The 18,078-nt window shown below is 68.6% G+C and carries 16 protein-coding genes; 9 read left to right on the top strand and 7 right to left on the bottom strand.

The annotated features are described in order from the left end of the window. Entirely contained in the window at positions 1 to 1,029 is a 1,029-nt protein-coding gene (locus tag AACH00_RS13075) for a hypothetical protein (protein WP_341399590.1), read from the bottom strand. A 222-nt stretch (positions 1,030 to 1,251) separates the two neighbouring features. Further along, on the bottom strand, positions 1,252 to 2,781 hold the full coding sequence (locus AACH00_RS13070; RefSeq protein WP_341399589.1) for an alkaline phosphatase D family protein: 1,530 nt from the start codon (positions 2,779 to 2,781) through the stop codon (positions 1,252 to 1,254). 130 nt (positions 2,782 to 2,911) lie between these two features. On the opposite strand from AACH00_RS13070, the gene AACH00_RS13065 reads away from it, so the two are divergent. Together AACH00_RS13065 and AACH00_RS13060 are read left to right on the top strand one after the other, a co-directional pair. Next, positions 2,912 to 4,747: a putative nucleotidyltransferase substrate binding domain-containing protein gene (locus tag AACH00_RS13065; RefSeq protein ID WP_341399588.1), complete on the top strand. Its 1,836-nt coding sequence runs from the start codon at positions 2,912 to 2,914 to the stop codon at positions 4,745 to 4,747. After that, positions 4,744 to 5,409 carry a 3'-5' exonuclease gene (locus AACH00_RS13060; RefSeq protein WP_341399587.1) on the top strand — a complete coding sequence of 222 codons (666 nt, stop codon included), beginning with the start codon at positions 4,744 to 4,746 and terminating at the stop codon, positions 5,407 to 5,409. The genes AACH00_RS13065 and AACH00_RS13060 overlap by 4 nt, the downstream gene beginning before the upstream one ends. A 59-nt stretch (positions 5,410 to 5,468) precedes the next feature. On the opposite strand, the gene AACH00_RS13055 is transcribed toward AACH00_RS13060, so the two are convergent. After that, positions 5,469 to 6,542 (bottom strand): ornithine cyclodeaminase, encoded by a 1,074-nt coding sequence (locus AACH00_RS13055; RefSeq protein WP_341399586.1) that lies wholly within the window; start codon positions 6,540 to 6,542, stop codon positions 5,469 to 5,471. A gap of 272 nt (positions 6,543 to 6,814) precedes the next feature. On the opposite strand from AACH00_RS13055, the gene AACH00_RS13050 reads away from it, so the two are divergent. After that, on the top strand, positions 6,815 to 8,395 hold the full coding sequence (locus AACH00_RS13050; protein ID WP_341399585.1) for an amidase: 1,581 nt from the start codon (positions 6,815 to 6,817) through the stop codon (positions 8,393 to 8,395). On the opposite strand, the gene AACH00_RS13045 is transcribed toward AACH00_RS13050, so the two are convergent. From AACH00_RS13045 to AACH00_RS13035, 3 genes are all read right to left on the bottom strand, one after another. Next, positions 8,396 to 9,529, bottom strand: a complete 1,134-nt coding sequence (locus tag AACH00_RS13045; protein ID WP_341399584.1) for an AEC family transporter — start codon at positions 9,527 to 9,529, stop codon at positions 8,396 to 8,398. A gap of 57 nt (positions 9,530 to 9,586) precedes the next feature. Beyond that, entirely contained in the window at positions 9,587 to 10,414 is an 828-nt protein-coding gene (locus AACH00_RS13040; protein ID WP_341399583.1) for an HDOD domain-containing protein, read from the bottom strand. Positions 10,415 to 10,509: 95 nt separating this feature from the next. Continuing rightward, complete coding sequence (locus AACH00_RS13035) at positions 10,510 to 11,436, bottom strand: carbohydrate kinase family protein (protein WP_341399582.1); 927 nt, start codon at positions 11,434 to 11,436, stop codon at positions 10,510 to 10,512. 252 nt (positions 11,437 to 11,688) lie between these two features. Here AACH00_RS13035 and AACH00_RS13030 point away from each other — a divergent pair, with 252 nt between their 5' ends. The 5 genes from AACH00_RS13030 to AACH00_RS13010 are packed head-to-tail and all read left to right on the top strand — an operon-like array spanning position 11,689 to position 16,203. Further along, on the top strand, positions 11,689 to 12,663 hold the full coding sequence (locus tag AACH00_RS13030; RefSeq protein ID WP_423221936.1) for a sugar ABC transporter substrate-binding protein: 975 nt from the start codon (positions 11,689 to 11,691) through the stop codon (positions 12,661 to 12,663). 42 nt (positions 12,664 to 12,705) lie between these two features. Beyond that, entirely contained in the window at positions 12,706 to 13,665 is a 960-nt protein-coding gene (locus AACH00_RS13025; RefSeq protein ID WP_341399579.1) for an ABC transporter permease, read from the top strand. Positions 13,666 to 13,685: 20 nt separating this feature from the next. Continuing rightward, a complete protein-coding gene (locus AACH00_RS13020; protein WP_341399578.1) occupies positions 13,686 to 14,486 on the top strand; it encodes an ATP-binding cassette domain-containing protein in 801 nt (266 codons plus the stop codon). Between the two features lie 18 nt (positions 14,487 to 14,504). Then, on the top strand, positions 14,505 to 14,972 hold the full coding sequence (locus tag AACH00_RS13015) for an RbsD/FucU family protein (RefSeq protein WP_341399577.1): 468 nt from the start codon (positions 14,505 to 14,507) through the stop codon (positions 14,970 to 14,972). Then, positions 14,962 to 16,203: an ROK family transcriptional regulator gene (locus AACH00_RS13010; protein WP_341399576.1), complete on the top strand. Its 1,242-nt coding sequence runs from the start codon at positions 14,962 to 14,964 to the stop codon at positions 16,201 to 16,203. The genes AACH00_RS13015 and AACH00_RS13010 overlap by 11 nt, the downstream gene beginning before the upstream one ends. Before the next feature lie 36 nt (positions 16,204 to 16,239). Here AACH00_RS13010 and AACH00_RS13005 read toward each other — a convergent pair whose 3' ends face one another. Then, on the bottom strand, positions 16,240 to 16,875 hold the full coding sequence (locus tag AACH00_RS13005; protein ID WP_341399575.1) for a chalcone isomerase family protein: 636 nt from the start codon (positions 16,873 to 16,875) through the stop codon (positions 16,240 to 16,242). Between the two features lie 165 nt (positions 16,876 to 17,040). Between AACH00_RS13005 and AACH00_RS13000 the strand changes: the two genes are divergently transcribed. Next, complete coding sequence (locus AACH00_RS13000) at positions 17,041 to 18,048, top strand: SphA family protein (protein WP_341399574.1); 1,008 nt, start codon at positions 17,041 to 17,043, stop codon at positions 18,046 to 18,048. The last annotated feature ends 30 nt before the right edge of the window (positions 18,049 to 18,078 follow it).

Raw genomic sequence — 18,078 nt, 5'->3', positions numbered from 1 at the left:
TCAGGGACGGGCGATCGACATGCCGAAGTAATGCGTGTTGGTCGATTCGTAGCCATAGACCGAGAAGCCGAAGCTCGAACGCAGGTTCATCACCAGGTTCGCGCCGTACGACGCCACGCTGCCGTCGCACAGGGTGCTGGAGCCGGGCTTGCGGAACTGCAGGCCGTCACGGCCGCTGTTCACCACCCAGGTTTCCTTGCGGCAGTCTTCGGTGCGGCGGCGCACGAAGCTGTTGGTCGTCGGGTCGGTCGACAGGATGCGGTAGCTGTAAGCGGCCAGCGGCGAGTAGGTGCCGTTGCCCGGGAACTGCTTGTCCCAGTTGGCGAACTTGTCGCCGGCGGTCGGCAGGGCCAGTGGCCTGGCCTGGGCCAGCACGGTGATGGCGCCGAGGGTGGCTTCCGGGTCCACGCCGATCATGGCCAGCGAGCCGTCCTTGCTCTTGATCGGGAACAGCCAGGTCCGCACGCCTTCGGGGTTGGTCACCGAGAAGCCGCCGGCAGCTTCAGCCACCAGCGTGCCGAGCTTGAACTGCGTGCCGCAGTTCAGACCGGCGCTGTCACAGTTGGTGCCGGTGACGCGGCCGGTGGCGGTCACTTCCAGCTTGCCGTTGTAGGTGTGCAGGATGCCGTCGGTGCCTTGTTCCTGGCGCATGTAGTTCCAGGTGCCGGCCAGGGCCTTGCGGGCCACGACCTGCTTGGGCACCACCAGGGCGCCGCCGTTTTCGCCGGTCACCAGGAACACGCCCGAGGTGTTGGCCACGCGCAGGGCCAGGCCTTCGGGCGTGGTGAACGCGCACTTGTCGGCGTCGGCCGTCAGCTGCTTGGGGCCGTCGGGCGTGGTCACCACCAGGGTCGTGGCATCAAGGCCCACGGGCTCCACGCGGGTCGTCACGTCGCCGTCGAACGGACCCAGCGCGACATAGTCGCCCGTCTTCAGGCCCGGGCAGTTGGCGGCGCCAACGGCGGCCTGGGCGGCCATCGGCAGGGTCAGGGTGGCCAGAGCGGCCAGGGCGGTGGATTTGAAGTTCATAGTGCTGCTGTGGTTGGTGTGCTGGGCAGTTGTCTTCTTGTGCCGCACGCCCGTGGCTGCTTTGGCCACGGTTCGGCGGGGAGGCTGCACCTTAGCCCCGCGGCCCGCCGCTGGGTATCGGCTATCGGGACGATGGACGGAGCGCGGCTTTCACGGCGTTGAACGGGTTTTGTCGCCGTTCGGCGACGGCCGTTTGTTGTCTGGCTTTGAACGCCGGTCGGCTCAAGCCGCCACCGGCCCCGGCTTGCCCGCCTCCACCACATAGCGCGCCGCCACCCGCACCGGGCTGGCTGGATCGGCCAGGTTGTCCACAGCCGTGAGCGTGGCTTCCAGGCGCTGCGGCGTCAGCACGAAGCTGATCGTGCCGCGCTGGTCGGCCCGGCCATACAGCACATGCGGATTGAACGGCAGCGCACCGGCCACCCGCGACTGCGGCAGCGACGGGCTGGTGATGGAGCTGCCGCAGAACTCGCTGGCGAGGATGGGCGAGGCGGGGTCACGCGCCACCCGGTGCAGCTGGCTGACATAGTGGGTGTGCACGTCACCCCCCAGCACCACGGCATTGGCCACGCGCCGCGCAGCCAGGTCATCCAGCAGCCGTTGGCGGGCCGGCGCGTAGCCGTCCCAGCCGTCGGTCCACCAGGTGCCGCCTTCCGGGGCGCCGGGGTCGGTCCAGCTGAAAGGCGACATCAGCGTGGGCTGGGCCAGCAGGTTCCAGGGGCGGCGGTCGTCCCAGGCGTTGGCCAGCCACTGCTCCTGCGGGCGGCCCAGCAGGCTGCGGCCGGGCTCATCAAAAGCCGGGCAGGCTTGCCGCGTCAGCGTGTTCGAGCCGCCACGGCCGGGCTTGGGGCACACCTGCGGGTCGCGGAACTGCCGTCCGTCCAGACGGATAAGCCGCGCCAGCGCGCCCCAGTCGAGCGTGCCGTGGATGCGGGCTTCGCCGCGGTCCGGCCGCAGCGCCTGCGGGTAGGGCAGGTGCTCCCAGTGGGCCTGGTAGGCGGCGCTGCGCCGAAAGCGGAAGGCCGGATCCAGCGTCTGGCTCTGCAGGCCGGCATAGTCGTTTTCCACCTCGTGGTCGTCCCAGATGCTGACCCAGGGGCAGGCGGCGTGGGCGGCCTGCAGCAGGGGGTCAGACTGGTAGGTGGCGTAGCGCGCCCGGTATTGATCGAGCGTGACTGCGGCGCCGCCCTCGTGGCGCCGCAGCGCATCGGCGCGCGAGGCGTATTCGTAGATGTAGTCGCCGAGGAACACGACCAGGTCGGGCGCGTCGGTCACGGCCTGGCGCCAGGCGGCGAAGTGGCCGGCGTCATAACGCTGGCAGCTGGCGATCACGAAGCGCAGCGGCCGCACCGCGTCAGGCGCGGGCGTGCTGCGGGTGCGGCCGACGGAGCTCTGGTCGCCGAGGGCGCGGAAGCGGTAGAAGTACCAGCGGTCGGGCGCCAGGCCTGCGGGCTCGGCGTGCACGCTGTGGGCCCAGGCGGCCTCCGCCGTGCAGGTGCCCTTGGCCACCATTTGGCTGAAGCGTTCGTCATGCGCCACTTCCCACTGCACCTCCACCCGCTCGGGCAGGTCGGGGCCGGTCAGGCGGGTCCACAGCACCATGCCGTCGGGCCTCGGAAAGCCGCTCGCCACACCCTGCGCGAAGCGGGGCTGGTCGGCCGCCCAGGCATGCCGGAGAAAGGCCGGTGCCAGGCCGGTGGCCAGGGCCGCGCCCAGCCAGTGGCGTCGCTGCAGCGAATCAAGCGTGTTCATGGGCTGGATTGTGCAGAAGGCCCGACCTTGCGGGGGCCTCTGGTGAATGCGACAGGCTTGCGCTGGAACAGGCCCGCGTCAGGCATGGCTGCGCACAATGGTCGATTGCCCGCTTCTGGAAGCCCCGCTCGTGCCCAGCGCCTTCAACTTCGCCTTGTCGCCTTTCGATTGCCTGAGCAGCGACGAGCGCCAGGCCGTGCGTGACCACGTCGACATCGCCTACCTGCGCGCCGGTGACGTGGCGCTGGAGCTGGGTGTGGAGCCGGCCTGTCTGTTCGTCATCATCAAGGGCCATGTCGACCAGCTTGACGGCGACCAGGTGGTGGCCAGCTACGGCCCGGACGACAGCTTCGACGGCCGCGCGCTGGTGGCCGGTCAGGTGGCCAGCCGGTTTGTTGCCACCGAGGAGGTGCTGGCCTACCAGCTGGCCCGCAGCACCGTGATGGCCCTGATCGCCAGCAATGCGACGTTTGGCGCGCTGCTGTTTGCGGATCTGTCGAACAAGCTCGGTGCGCTGGCACGGCGCGGCAGCCAGCATGAGTTGCAATCGCTGGCGCTGGCCCGCGTGGCCGAGGCCAGCGTGCGGCCGGTGCACACGGTGCCGGCAGACACCGACATCGTCAGCGTGGTGCGCCTGTTCAGCGCCCAGCGCACCGACCACGTGCTGGTGCATGACGCCCGCAGCCAGCCGCCCCGGCTGGGCATCTTCACCACCACCGGTCTGCAGCGCGCCATCCTGGCTGGCCGGCCGCTCGACACCCTGCCGGTCGGTGAGCTCGCCTCCTTCACGCTGGTGCGCGTGCGGCCCGATGCCTACCTGTTTGATGCCCAGGCCGTGATGATCCGCCACACGGTGCGCCGGGTGGTGGTGGCCGAGCCCGATGGGGCGGGCGGTGAACGCATCCTCGGCACGCTCGATCAGCTGGACTTGCTGAGCTTCCTGTCGAACCACTCGTACCTGATCACCCGGCAGATCATGGAGGCCACCGACCTGGCTGCGCTGGCCGTGGCCGCGGGCCAGGTGCAGCACCTGATCGGCCTGCTGCACCGGGGCGGAACACCCGTGCGGCTCATCGCGCGACTGGTGCAGGAGCTCAATGCCTTGCTGTTCGACGCCGCCTGGCGGCAGATCGCGCCGCCCGCGCTGGTGGCCAACAGCTGCCTGTTCGTGATGGGCAGCGAGGGCCGGGGCGAGCAGTTGCTGCGCACCGACCAGGACAACGGCCTGGTGCTGCGCGATGGCTACGAGCCACCGGCGGATCTGGCGGAGATCTGCGAGCGGTTTTCCAAGGTGCTGGCCGAGTTCGGCTACCCCGAATGCCCGGGTCGCATCATGCTCAGCAACCCGGCTTGGCGGCATGGCGCCACGGTGTTTGCACAGACCGTGCGCCGCTGGCTGTTTGCGCCCGATGTCGAAAGCCTGATGGCGCTGGCCATCTTCATCGACGCGCATGCCGTGAGTGGCGATGGCAGCTTGCTGGAAGGCCTGCGGCAGGAGCTGTTCCAGAGCGTGCTGGACAACGACGCGATGATGGCCCGCTTCGCCTCGGCCATCGACGCCTTTGATGCCGGCCAGGGCTGGTGGATGCGTTGGCTGACGCTGGGCGACGGCGAGGAGCGGCTCGACATCAAGAAGGCCGGTCTCTTTCCGCTGGTGCACGGCGTGCGCAGCCTGGCGCTGGCCCACCGCATCACGGCCACCGGCACGGTGGCGCGCATCGAAGCACTGGCGGCTGACCAGCGCCTGCCGCCGGACCTGGCCACCGCCCTCATCGACAGCCTGCACTTCTTCATGGGCCTGCGGCTGAAGGCCGGTCTCGAAGCGCTGGACAGCGGGCAGCCTTATTCGGGCATCAGCGTATCGCGGCTCTCCAGCCTTGACCGCGACTTGCTGAAGGACACGCTCGGCGTGGTCAAGCGCTTCCGCACGATGCTGGGCCAGCGCTTCCGGCTGGACATGCTGTGAGTGCGGGCCTGAAGCCGCTGCCGCTGTGGCTGGCGCCCTGGCGCCGCCTGCACCGCGCGTGGATGTTGTGGCACCTGGCGGACCAGCGCCTGCGACACCTCTATGACACGCCGCCGCCCGACGAGTGGGTGTCGGTGGATTGCGAGACTACCGGCCTGAACCCGCAGCGCGATCAGATCATCGCCATCGGTGCGGTGCGCATCAAGGGCAACCGGGTGCTCACCAGCGAGCGCTTCAGCGTGCTGGTCAAGCCGAGCCGGGCGATTGCGGCTGATGCCGTGAAGGTGCACGGCCTGCGGGAGCAGGACGTGGCCGGTGGCCTGGCGCCTGATGAAGCCATGCACCAGTTGCTGCAGTTCATCGGCCCGCGGCCGCTGGTGGGCTACTACCTGGAGTTCGATGTGGCGCTGATCAACCGCGCCATCTTCCCGATGCTGGGGGTGCGGCTGCCGCAGCGCCAGATCGAGGTCTCGGCGCTGTATTACGACTGGAAGCAGCGCTCATTGCCGCCCTACCAGCACGGCGCCAGCATCGATTTGCGCCTATCGACGCTGATGGCCGACCTGGCCCTGCCCACACGGCAGGCGCACGACGCGGTGAACGACGCCACCATGGCCGCGCTGGCCTTCGTGAAGCTGCGCGCGCTGCTGGGCCAGAGTTAAAGCCGGGCCAGGGCTGAAGCCGGGCCAGGGCCAAGCCAGGCCCTGCAGCCCGAGGGCCTTCAGGCCACGCGCTTGAGGCGGTTGCGGGCCGGGGTGGACGCGCCGAGCGTGCCGCCGAACAGGTCTTTCGGGTCATCGAGTTGCGGCACCAGGTCGATCTGGCGCACGCCCTCGCGCTGCGCCTGCACCAGCGTGTGCAGGAAGTGCAGGGCAGAGAAGTCTTCCAGCGCAAAGCCGACCGAGTCGAACACCGTCAGCTCGTTGGCGGCAGAGCGGCCCGGGGCGTCGCCCGACACCACGTCAGCGAATTCGGTGACGCCGAAGCTGGCCGGCAGTTGCTGGATCTCGCCTTCGATGCGCGACTGAGGCTCGTATTCAACGAACACGCGGGCGTCAGCGCGCAGCAGGATGTCGGCGTGCAATTCCGTCTTGCCGGGGCAGTCGCCGCCCACGGCATTCAGGTGCATGCCCGGCGCCACCATGTCGGGCGTCAGGATGGTGGCGTTGCGCTTGTCGGCCGTCACGGTGGTCACCACGTCGGCGCCCTGCACGGCTTCGGCGGTGCTCTGGCAGATGACGATGTCGAGGTCGGCCAGGTCCGGCAGGCTGCGCAGGTTGCGGGCCAGCTTGGCGCTGGCGGCCGGGTCGGTGTCGAACAGGCGCAGCGTGCGGATGCCGACGATGCGGTGGAAGGCGATCGCCTGGAATTCACTCTGCGCGCCGTTGCCGATCAGGGCCATCACGCGGCTGTCCGGGCGGGCCAGCCACTTGGCGGCCAGGGCCGACATCGCGGCGGTGCGCAGCGCGGTCGTCAGGGTGAGCTCGGACAGCAGCAGCGGGTAGCCCGTGTCCACGTCGGCCAGCACGCCGAAGGCGGTCACGGTCAGCAGGCCGGCGGCCGTGTTCTTCGGGTGGCCGTTGACATACTTGAAGCTGTAGTGGCGGCCGTCGCTGGTGGGCATCAGCTCGATCACGCCGACGTCGGAGTGGCTGGCCAGTCGGGCGGACTTTTCGAACTGCCCCCAGCGGCGGTAATCAGCTTCGATGTGCCCGGCCAGGCGTTCGATGAAGGTGGCGGTGCCCAGTTCATGGACCAGGCGCTGGATGTCGGCCATGCCGATGTAGTCGACCATGGTTTGTCTCTCGTTCTTGCTTGATGGATGCGCCGGCGTCCGCCCGTCGGGCACTGGCTGCTGGGCTGATTCTGAAGAGACGCTCAGCCAACAGGAAGCCATCAACCTGCACAAATCGCTTCAAAACTTGATCATATCGCCAGTGTGCATTGGCGATCTGGCATGTTTGAAGGCAAGGCCGAGACGCCGGCTGTTGCGGTGCTGGCACAGCCTGAGGGCCCGGGGGGTCTCCCTGCTGCGCAGTGCGGGCGGCTCAGGCAACATGCCTTTTCATGAAACGACGCACCCTGCTGCAAGCCTCCGCCACCACCCTCGGCGCCGGCACCCTTGCAAGCGGCACCGCGGCCACCGCCGCACGCCTGCCTGCCTTCCCCCACGCTGAAGCCGGCGCCGCAGCGCTGAGCCAGGCCATGTCGCAGGGCCGCCTGTCGGCCGAGCGGCTGACGCGCGATTACCTGACGCGCATCGAGGCCGTCGATCGCCACGGCCCGACGCTGCGCAGCGTGCTGGCCGTGAACCCGGACGCGGTGCAGATCGCCCGCGAGCTGGACGCCGAGCGCAAGGCCGGCCGGGTGCGCGGCCCGCTGCACGGCCTGCCCGTGCTGCTGAAGGACAACATCGCCACCGGCGACAAGATGGCGACCACGGGCGGCTCGCTGGCCCTGGCCGGTGTGCGCGCCAAGCGCGATGCCTTCCTGGTGCAGCGCCTGCGCGCAGCCGGCGCCGTCATCCTCGGCAAGACCAACCTCAGCGAGTGGGCGAACATCCGCTCCACGCGCTCGACCAGCGGCTGGAGCGCCGTCGGTGGCCTCACCCGCAACCCGTATGCGCTGGACCGCAGCACCAGCGGATCGAGCTCCGGCACCGGAGCGGCCATGGCCGCTGACCTGGCTGCGCTGGGCGTGGGCACCGAGACCGATGGCTCGATCACCTCGCCCGCGTCCATCAACGGCCTGGTCGGTTTGAAGCCCACGGTGGGCCGCATCAGCCGTGACGGCGTGATTCCGATCTCGCACACGCAAGACACCGCCGGCCCGATGACCCGCAGCGTGGCCGATGCCGCGCTGCTGTACCAGGCCATGCTGGGCCGCGACGAGGCCGATTCGGCCACGCGCCGCGCACCGGCCGACGATGCCGGCCTGCCGGCCCAGGCCCTGAAGGGCAAGCGGCTGGGTGTGTGCCGCAACTACTTCACCGGCTTCGACGAAGCCGACGCCCTGATCGACAAGGCGATTGCGCAGCTCAAGGCGCTGGGCGCCGAGATCATCGACAACGTCGAGCTGGCCCAACCCAGCTACGGTGATGCCGAACTGGACGTGATGCTGTATGAGCTCAAGCACGACCTGGCCCTGTGGCTGAAGGCCTTCGCGCCGGGCGCCAAGGTGCAGAGCCTGGCGGACGTGATCGCCTTCAACGAAGCGAACAAGACGCAGGAAATGGGCTGGTTCGGCCAGGAGCTGTTCATCAAGGCCCAGGCCCTCGGTGGCCTCGATAGCCCGGCGTACCTGCAGGCACTGGCGGCGTGCGCCAAGGGCTCGCAGGAAGAGGGCATCGACAAGGTGCTGAAGGCGCATCGCCTGGATGCGCTGGTGGCGCCCACGGGCGGGCCGTCGTGGTTGATCGACCCGATCGCGGGCGACCATTACGGCATGAGCTTCTCCAGCCCGGCGGCGGTGGCGGGTTATCCGCACCTCACCGTGCCGGCGGGTTTCGTGCGCGGCTTGCCGATGGGCCTGTCGTTCGTCGGCCCGGCCTGGAGCGAGATGAGCTTGCTGGCGATGGGCCTGCACTTCGAGCAGGCCACCAAGCACCGCCGGCCGCCGACCTACATGGCGCGCAGCGTGCCGCTGTGATCAGCCGTGCGGCCGCACCCCGAAGGCCCAGGCCAGCAGGGTGAAGCTGCCAAACGCGAGCAGCGTGGACGCGAGGATGATGCGCGCCACGCGGCCGTTGTCGGCGCCGTAACGCTCGGCCAGCAGTGACACATTGCTGGCGCTGGGCAACGCGGCGGCCAGCGTCAGCACCATCAGCTGGAAACTGCTGAGCGGTGCACCGAGGCTGCGCGCGCAGGCGCCCAGCAGCAGCACCACCAGCGGGTGCAGCAGCAGCTTGATCAGCGCGACCGGCATGTAGGTGCTCATGGGCACGCCCAGGCCGCGGCGCGGCAGGCTGCGGGTCAGCGCGTCGAGCCGGCCCGGTGAGGTGGGCGCCATGCCGCCCGCATCGCCCAGCGGCCACACGCTGGGCGCCTGGGAGTCTTCGCTGCGCAGCACCAGCGTGGCTTGCGCCTCCAGGCTGGAGGCTTTCAGCGGCACGGCGCGGGTGTGTTCACCGGCACGCCACAACACGGCGCCGATGGTGAACAGCGCCACCGGGCTGGCGGCATCGGCCAGCATCTTCACCACGGTGTTCACCGGCCCCGGCAGGCTCACGCCCGCGATGCCCACCAGAGCCCCGAGGGCGATGGACCACGGCAGCGGGTTCGAGAACGCACCTTTGGCGGCCGCCAGCGCCGCCGCGCGCGGGCCCTGGCCGGTGGTGTCACGCGCCTGGGCAATCGCCAGGCAGGCCGAGCTGGTGACGATCATGTCGGCCAGCACCATGCAGATCACCGGGCCTGCCGCCGCCGGCCCGAGCAGCGCCACCAGCAGCGGCACGCCCATGAAACCGGTGTTCGGGAAGGCGGCCACCAGCGCGCCGAAGGCGGCGTTCTTCAGGCTCAGGCCCGGGCCCAGCGTCATTGCGATGGTGAAGAACACGATGACTGCTGCCGTGAGCACATACACCGCGAGCACGGCCGGGTTCAGCAACTCGAACACCGGGGTCGTCATGCCGAAGCGGAACAGCATGCAGGGCAGGGCGAAGAACAGCACGAAGGCGTTCAGGCCGGGGATGGCCGCTTCCGGCAGGATGCGCCGATGGGCCGCCAGCCAGCCGGCCAGCACCAAGGCGAAAAACGGAAGGGTGACGGAAAGAATGGCCTGCATGCGGGGGGCGAGTATCGCAGCCCGTCGGGCCGCGCCCGCCTGCAGGAATGCAGTGTCTCAATGCATCAGCGTTTCGGCGCCGGCGCAGGCCAGCTGGTGATCTGGCAGGGCGGCGGTCAGCGCGTCTACATCAAGGTTCATGTGGGCCAGCACGCCGGGGTGGGTCATGCGCAGCGCCTGGGCCACGTCGTCACCCGCCTCGCGGCATTCGTCGACCACGCTGGCCAGGCGCAGGGCCGCGCCCAGCTCGTTGAAGGGGCGCACCACCATCGGATCAGCCGCAGCGCCGAAGGCCGTCACCAGGCCGCGCGGAAAGCCCCAGTGGCGCGCCAGCTCGGAGGTCACTTCCGGGTGGGTGCAACCCAGCACCACCGCTTCGAAGCCGATGCGGCTGTCGAGCTCCATCGCATGCAGGGCCACATCGGCGCAGGCGCCGGCGTCTTCCAGCATCATCAGCAGCTGGCCGGTGCGCAGCATCAGGCCGCCGAGGTAGGCGGTGTCGGCCTGCACCTTCAGGGCCGGCGCCATGGCCTGGGCGTAGGCGGCCACGGCCAGCGTGCCGCGCCAGAAGCGCATGCGATCGAACCCCGGCACCTCCGGGAAGGCGCGGGCCACGCAGGCGGTGAGCGTCAGGTCGCGCAGCGCGCGCAGGCCCAGGCGCTGCGCCGCATCATTCAGCGAGCCGACCTTGGCATGGTGGGCGTAACGGGCCGAGTTGGCCATGCGCAGCACCTGGGCCGACAAGGCCTGGTCGCGGCCGATCAGGCTGGCCACCTCGTGCAGGCTCAGGTCATCGCGGTCGAAGGAGGTCAGCAGCCGGGCCGCCACTTCGGGCATGGCCGGCAGGCTGCGGGCGCGTCGTACGTAAGGGTCGGTCAGGGACAAGGCGGGCCTCCAAGGCGCAGCAGGGCGCAGCACGCTCATCGTCCCCGTGCACCGGCACGGAATGAGGGTAAACCCTCAAAACGTGTCAGTGGCTGTCAGTTCACGTCGTGACGGCGCGGCAAGTCAGCGCCGCGGCGGCTGCAGGTGATGGCCGCCGCCCGGGCCGCAAAGTTCAGCACCTCTTCCCAGGCGGCCAGCGCCACATCGGGCAGGGCCGTGGGCGACAGCACGCCGCGCTCGGCCAGGGCGGTGAGCATCGCGGCCTGGAAGGTGTCGCCAGCGCCCACGGTGTCGACCACCTCGGTGCGCACCGGCGCGATGGTCAGCTGGCCCTGGGCGGTCCAGGCCTGGGCGCCTTCGCCACCACGGGTGACCACCACCGCGCACACGCCGGCGGCGCGCCAGCGGGCGGCCAGCTCGGCATGCGGCACGCCGGGGTAGAGCAGGCCCAGGTCCTCGTCGCTCACCTTGAGCAGGTGGGTGCGGGCGGCCATCCAGTCGAGCGTCTCGCGCCAACGCTCCAGGCGGGGCTCCACGTTCAGGCGCACGTTCGGGTCATAGGCGATGACGCGCTGCTGGTGGTGCTGCTCGATCAGCGCGCGCTGGGTGCTGGCCACGGGCTCGACCACCATCGCATACGAGCCCACATGGATGGCCTGGGTGTGGGCAGGCACGGTGTCGAGCGTTGCCATCGGCAGCAGGCGGTCCGCGCAGCCTTCGCCGTAGAAGCTGTACGACGGCACGCCCTGGGCATCGAGGCCGATCAGGCTGAGCGTGGTGGGGGCGTCGAGCAGGGCGACGCAGTCTTCCTTCACGCCTTCGGCGCGCAGGGCGGCCAGCAGGCGTTCACCCAGAAAGCCGCGCGACACGCCGCCCATGAAGGCCACCGGCTGGCCCAGGCGCTGCAGGCCCACGGCCACGTTGAAAGGCGAGCCGCCGATGCGCGCGTCCAGCGCCATGCCGGTGGGCGTGTCACCCGCGGCGAACACGTCAAACAAGGCTTCTCCGCAAACCACAAACATTGTCTTCTCCGTTGAATGAGGGGGGCTTCGAGGCGCAGCACGCGCGCGCAGCTCAAGGTGCCACGGGCCGCATCGTGCCTTGCAAGGCGGCGTTCAGGCTTGGGGGTTTTCCATTAATCAATCCACTTGATTTATTTATCGACCCTTGCGCACAATCCACCTCGCCGGGGCCCTTGAAAGCCGATCGCCGGCCTACAGCACGCCCAATATCCCCAGGAGACAACCATGACCCATGCCCTGAAGACCGTGACGATGGCCGCCCTGTTCGCGCTGGCCGGCTCTGCCTTGGCCGCCGGTGAACCCGTGATCGGCCTGATCACCAAGACCGAAACCAACCCCTTCTTCGTGAAGATGAAGGAAGGCGCCGCCGAAGCCGCCAAGGCCAAGGGCGCCAAGCTGCTGACGGGCGCGGGCAAGGCCGACGGCGACAACGCCGGTCAGGTCACGGCCATGGAAAACATGATTGCCGCCGGCGCCAAGACCATCCTCATCACCCCGAGCGATTCCAAGGCCATCGTGCCGGCGATCAAGAAGGCGCGTGACAAGGGCGTCCTGGTCATCGCCCTCGACAGCCCGACCGATCCGGTCGATGGCACCGACGCGCTGTTCGCCACCGACAACTACAAGGCCGGCGTGCTGATCGGCCAATATGCCAAGGCCACGATGGCCGGCAAGCCCGCCAAGATCGCCACGCTCGATCTGCTGCCCGGCCACCCGGTGGGCGCCCAGCGCCACAACGGCTTCCTGCAGGGCTACGGTCTGCAAAGCCTGGACGCCAAGAGCAACGAGCTGGCCAAGCCGGCTGAAGTGGTGTGCATGGCCGACAGCTTCGGCGACCAGGCCAAGGGCCAGACCGCCATGGAAAACTGCCTGCAGAAGAACCCCGACATCAACGTCGTCTACACCATCAATGAACCCGCAGCAGCCGGCGCCTACAACGCGCTGAAGAAGGCCGGCAAGGACAAGAGCGTGCTCATCGTCTCGGTCGACGGCGGCTGCCAGGGCATCAAGGACACGGCCGCCGGCAAGATCGCCGCGACCAGCCAGCAGTACCCGCTGAAGATGGCCGCGATGGGCGTGGACGCAGGCGTCGAGTACGCCAAGTCCGGCAAGAAGCCCAGCGGCTACACCGACACCGGCGTGACGCTGATCGCCGCCAAGGCCGTGGCCGGCGTCGACAGCAAGGACACGACGGTGGGCACCCAGCTCTGCTGGGGCAAGAAGTAAACCGCTGCGCCCACCTCACCACTTGTTGCCTGACTGATTGACATGAACGCCCTCAAGGACAAGCTGCCCCCGCTGGGCACGCTCGGCCCGGTCATCGCCCTGCTGATGGCCTGCGCCTTTTTTGCCACCCAGAGTGACCGCTTCCTGACGGGGCAGAACCTGTCGCTGGTCTTGCAACAAGTGATGGTGGTGGGTGTCATCGCCATCGGCCAGACGCTGATCATCCTGACCGCCGGCATCGACTTGTCGTGCGGCATGGTGATGGCACTGGGCTCGGTGGTGATGACCAAGTTCGCCACCGAGCTGGGCATGCCGCCGGCGCTGGCTGTGCTGTGCGGCATCGCCGTGACGACGCTGTTCGGCCTGGCCAACGGCCTGCTGGTGACGCGCATCAAGCTGCCGCCTTTCATCGTGACGCTGGGCACGCTGAACATCGCCTTCGCCATCACGCAGCTGTATTCGCAGTCGCAGACCATCACCGACCTGCCCGAGCTGATGACCGGCCTGGGCAATACCTTCACCATCGGTGGCACCGAGGTGGCCTGGGGTGTGGTGGCGATGCTGGGCCTGTACCTGGTCGCCTGGTTCGCGCTGCGTGAAACCGCCCGCGGCCGCCATGTGTACGCGGTGGGCAACAGCCCGGAAGCCACGCGCCTCACCGGCATTCCGACCCAGCGCATCCTGCTGGGCGTGTATGTGCTGGCGGGCTTCTTCTACGGCATCGCGGCGCTGCTGAGCGTGGCGCGCACCGGCGTCGGTGACCCGAACGCCGGCCAGACCGAAAACCTCGACGCCATCACCGCCGTGGTGCTGGGCGGCACCAGCCTGTTTGGTGGCCGCGGCGTCATCCTCGGCTCGCTCGTGGGCGCGCTGATCGTTGGCGTCTTCCGCAACGGCCTGACGCTGATGGGCGTGTCGTCGGTCTATCAGATCCTGGTCACCGGCATCCTGGTGATTCTGGCGGTGGCTGCCGACCAGCTTTCCCACAAGGCCAGCCGTTGAGCGCCCCGGAGCCCCACACCATGACTGCATCCTCCAACACCGCACCGCTGGTGCTGCAAGCCAAGGGCCTGGTCAAGCGCTACGGTCAGGTCACCGCGCTTGATGGCGCTGACTTCGAATTGCGCGCTGGCGAAATCCTCGCCGTGATCGGCGACAACGGCGCGGGCAAGTCCAGCCTGATCAAGGCGCTGTCGGGCGCCGTGGTGCCCGACGAAGGCGAGATCCTGCTCGACGGCCAGCCCATTCATTTCCGCAGCCCGATCGACGCGCGCCGCGCCGGCATCGAGACTGTCTATCAAGACTTGGCCGTGGCCCCGGCGATGACGATTGCGGAGAACCTGTTCCTGGGCCGCGAGCTGCGCCGACCGGGCTTCATGGGCAACGTGCTGCGCATGCTCGACAAGAAGGAAATGCTGGCGCAGAGCATTGCCCGCATGAATGACTTGAAGGTGGGCATCCGCTCGATGACGCAGCCGGTGGAGACGCTCTCGGGTGGCCAGCGCCAGTGCGTGGCCGTGGCCCGCGCGGCGGCCTTCGCCCAGCACGTGGTCATCATGGATGAGCCCACCGCCGCACTCGGTGTGAAGGAGGGCAACATGGTGCTTGAGCTCATCCGCCGGGTGCGCGACAAGGGCCTGCCCGTGGTGCTCATCTCGCACAACATGCCGCATGTGTTCGAGGTGGCTGACCGGATCCACGTGGCCCGCCTGGGCAAGCGCGCGGCCGTGCTGAACCCGAAGAAGATCAGCATGAGCGACACCGTGGCGGTGATGACCGGCGCCATGCGCGCCGAAGACATTCCGGCCGATTGCCTGGCCTGAAGCGCGCCGCGACTTTCCATGCTCAAAGGCATTCCTCCGCTGCTCACGCCCGACCTGTTGAAGGTGCTGGCCCAGATGGGCCATGGAGACGAGATCGTCATCGCCGACGCCAACTTCACCGCCCACACGCTGGCCCAGGGGCCGCACGGCCCCAAGCCGCTGATCCACCTGCCCGGCGCCTCGGTGCAGCAGGTGGCCGAGGCCGTGCTGGCGCTGCTGCCGCTCGACGCGGCGGTGGAGCAACCCGTGGCCTACATGCAGGTGTGTGCCCAGCCGCCGGGTTGGCAAAGCGCGCAGCAGCGCAGCGTCATCGAGATGCTGGTGCAGGGCGGCCATGCCAGCGCGGCACAATGCCAGCCCACCGAACGCTTTGCGTTCTACGACCGTGTGCGCCAGGCACATGCCATCGTCCTGACCGGCGAGTTGCAGCCCTACGGCAACTTCCTGTTCAAGAAGGGCGTGATCGGAGAAGTGCTTGTCCCTTGATGCCCCCAGCCCCCACCCTGAAGGCCTGCGGCTGCGCCCGCGCGGCTCCAGCCAGGGGGGCTTGCGCCAGTACAACGAGCGCGTGGTGCTGCAGGCCATCCGCCTGCATGGCGCGCTGCCCGGGGCGGAACTGGCGCGCTTGACGCACCTGACGGCGCAGACCGTCTCGATGATCACCAAGCGCCTGATCGACGAAGGTCTGCTGGTGAAAGGTGCGCCGCAACGCGGCAAGGTGGGGCAGCCCTCGGTGCCGCTGGGCCTGAACCCGGACGGCGCCTGGTCGATCGGCGTGAAGGTCGGGCGCCGCAGCCTGGATGTGCTGCTGATCGATTTTGAAGGCCGCGTGCGCGAGCGTTCCAGCTGCGACTACGCCTTCCCCGAACCCGCGCAGGTGCTGCAGGAAATCGCCGACCGGGTGCAGGCACTGCGCGCGCATTTGGGTGCTGCCGGCTGCGAGCGGCTGCAGGGCATCGGCATCGCCGCGCCCCTGTCATTGGGAGGCTGGCAAGACCTGCTCAACATTCCCAAAGCGCTGGCAGAGGCCTGGGAGCGCATTGATCTGGGCGCTGAAGTCGAGCGTGTCACCGGCCTGCCGGTGGAATCGCTGAAGGACACTGCAGCCGCCTGCGTGGCCGAGCTGGTGGCCGGCCGGGGTCGCAGCGTGAAGTCGTTTCTCTACGTTTTCGTCGACACCTTCGTCGGCGGTGGCCTGGTCATCGACAGCCACTTGCGCGCCGGCCTGCACGGCAATGCCGGTGCCATCGGCTCGATGCCGCTGGGGCTGGCGCAAGCCGGTGCGTCAGGCGCGCCACCGCAGTTGCTGAGCGTGGCTTCACTGCTGGCGCTGGAAACCCGTTTTCAGGCGGCTGGCTTGGAAGCGTCAGCCGCCAGCGACGCGCGTGCGCTGCAGGCACCGTGGCTGCCCATCACGCAGGCCTGGCTGGAGCAGGCGGCGGCGGGCATTGCCCTGGCCGCCAACAGCGCGACGTGCCTGCTCGATCTCGAAGGCGTGATCGTGGATGGCTCGATCAGCCGCGAACTGCTGGCCGAGCTGCTGCGCAGCGTGAACGCCGCGTTCGAGCGCTACAGCTGGGAAGGTGTGGTGCGCCCCAGCGTGCTGCCGGGCGCGATCGGCTCAGATGCGCGCGCCATCGGTGGCGCGCTGCTGCCGCTCTACGCGAACTTCGCGCCCGACCGCGATCTGTTCCTCAAGGCTGCGCAGGCCAGCTGACCGGTCCGCCGGGTCAGCTGCGTCTTCTTTGCTGGTTCAGCCGCCCGCGCCCGTGGCGCCGCTGACATCGCCCAGCAAGCCGTTGCGCGTGGCTGGCCGCACCTTCGGGCCCATCCAGATCTTCATCATCATCCGGAAGAAGTTTTCGCCCTGCATCGGCTCACCGATGCGCTGACCGTTCAGGGCGATGTCGGTGAGTGAGCTGGTCGGGTTGAAGTCCATGGTGACAAAGTCACCGCGGCTCAACTTGTTGCGGTTGCTGAAGGCCGAGCCGAACTGGGCGATCTGGATGAAACCAGCGGCAATTTCCTCGCGGGAGGCGTTCTGGCGCAGCCGGTCGAGGAAGGTGTTGGACAAGTCCTTCGCCGAGACTTCACGCAGGCTGTAGAAGCACAGACGCTTGGCACCCGGCTCGGCGAGCGCGCCTTCCGCGGTGGTCTGCTTGCGCGGCAGGTACAGGGCAACCACGCTGGTGCGCACCGACAGGATGCTCGACACGGCCGCGCCGTTGAGCTGCAGCGCCTTGCCGGCCACGGTCATCGTGGGTTCGAACTTGAAACCGTCGATTTCAATCGGTGGATCGGCGGCCAACGCGGCCAGGGGCCAGCCCGCGGCCGTGGTGCCGGCGCCGGCCAGCAAGGCCAAGGTGTTTCTGCGTGTAAGAGTGACCATGTGGTTGTGGTGGGTGAATGGGGAGCTGCTTCTACTCAGGCCGAAGCACGATGGCTACAGTATCCATCTGTGGCTATCTCCACACAACGTGGGAATCCGCCGTTGGCAATCCCCTAATTGGCGGGGTATCTTCCCGCCTCGAACAAAAATCACCAAGTTGACCCTATGTCCCAACGTTTTGGCGCCAGCGCACTGACCCTGGCCATCATGGCCGCCTTCTTCGGCCCCGCCCAGGCGACTGAGAACCAGTCCGTGCGGGCCTTGCTCGGCGCGCCCGGCCAGGAAATGACCACCCCGCAGCTGCCGGGCTGGTACGGCCAGGTCTGGGGCCAGAGCTACACCGCCACCACCTTCCGCGACAGCGCCGGCAACGACCAGTCCGCCTCGGTGGGCAATGGCGTGACGGCCGTGCGTGGCGGCAAGATCAGCGCCGTGGCGCTGGTGCCGCGCGTCACCTACGTCAGCGAAACCATGCTGGGTGATGGCCGTCTCGGCATCTCGGCCACGCTGCCGATCGTCAACCTCGACGTCAACACGACCCTGACCGGCGTGTTCCCTGCCGGCTTCCCGGCCGCCATGGCCACCGCCGTGCAAGCCGGCCTGAACGCCAAGGCCGCCACCAGCTCGGGCACGGTCACCGGCCTGGCCGACATGGAGATCGCCCCCTTCATCGACTTCCAGGACGACGAGTCGCGCCTGGTGCTGCTGGCCGCCGTGGTGGCCCCGACCGGCGACTACAAGGCGAGCCGCGCGGTGAACACCGGCTCCGGCAAGTTCTGGACCTTCCGTCCCGGCTTCCTGTACGGCCGCGCCTGGGAAAACGGCTGGGAATTCGGCACCCGCGTGACGTACTCGTTCAACACCGAGAACAGCGACACCCAGGTGCGCTCGGGCCAGTACCTGCACGCCGATGCATCCGTGATGTACCGCCTGAACGACCTGTGGCGCGTGGGTCTGAACGGCTACGTGCTGAAGCAGACCACCAAGGACAAGGGCCCGAACGTGGCCGCTGACGGCAACAAGGCACAGATCCTGGCCGTTGGCCCGTCGGTGGGCTACACGTCCGAGAGCGGCGTCTGGGCAGCTGACCTGAAGGTGCTGCCTGAATTCAAGGTGCGCAACCGCCCTGAAGGCACCGTGGGCTGGGTGCGCCTGATGATGCGTCTGGACTGATCCAGCCCAGACCCAGCGCCTTCAGGGGCG

It is taken from the genome of Ideonella margarita (assembly GCF_038066635.1).
GTDB lineage: Bacteria > Pseudomonadota > Gammaproteobacteria > Burkholderiales > Burkholderiaceae_C > Ideonella > Ideonella margarita.
Note: the sequence above shows the minus strand (reverse complement) of the source record. Positions and strands in the feature narration are given on the sequence as shown.

Coding starts and splice junctions, on each gene's coding strand:
- AACH00_RS13075 (WP_341399590.1), bottom strand. CDS start 1,029: ATGAACTTCAAATCCACCGCCCTGGCCGCTCTGGCCACCCTGACCCTG.
- AACH00_RS13070 (WP_341399589.1), bottom strand. CDS start 2,781: ATGAACACGCTTGATTCGCTGCAGCGACGCCACTGGCTGGGCGCGGCC.
- AACH00_RS13055 (WP_341399586.1), bottom strand. CDS start 6,542: ATGGTCGACTACATCGGCATGGCCGACATCCAGCGCCTGGTCCATGAA.
- AACH00_RS13050 (WP_341399585.1), top strand. CDS start 6,815: ATGAAACGACGCACCCTGCTGCAAGCCTCCGCCACCACCCTCGGCGCC.
- AACH00_RS13045 (WP_341399584.1), bottom strand. CDS start 9,529: ATGCAGGCCATTCTTTCCGTCACCCTTCCGTTTTTCGCCTTGGTGCTG.
- AACH00_RS13035 (WP_341399582.1), bottom strand. CDS start 11,436: ATGTTTGTGGTTTGCGGAGAAGCCTTGTTTGACGTGTTCGCCGCGGGT.
- AACH00_RS13030 (WP_423221936.1), top strand. CDS start 11,689: ATGGCCGCCCTGTTCGCGCTGGCCGGCTCTGCCTTGGCCGCCGGTGAA.
- AACH00_RS13025 (WP_341399579.1), top strand. CDS start 12,706: ATGAACGCCCTCAAGGACAAGCTGCCCCCGCTGGGCACGCTCGGCCCG.
- AACH00_RS13020 (WP_341399578.1), top strand. CDS start 13,686: ATGACTGCATCCTCCAACACCGCACCGCTGGTGCTGCAAGCCAAGGGC.
- AACH00_RS13015 (WP_341399577.1), top strand. CDS start 14,505: ATGCTCAAAGGCATTCCTCCGCTGCTCACGCCCGACCTGTTGAAGGTG.
- AACH00_RS13005 (WP_341399575.1), bottom strand. CDS start 16,875: ATGGTCACTCTTACACGCAGAAACACCTTGGCCTTGCTGGCCGGCGCC.
- AACH00_RS13000 (WP_341399574.1), top strand. CDS start 17,041: ATGTCCCAACGTTTTGGCGCCAGCGCACTGACCCTGGCCATCATGGCC.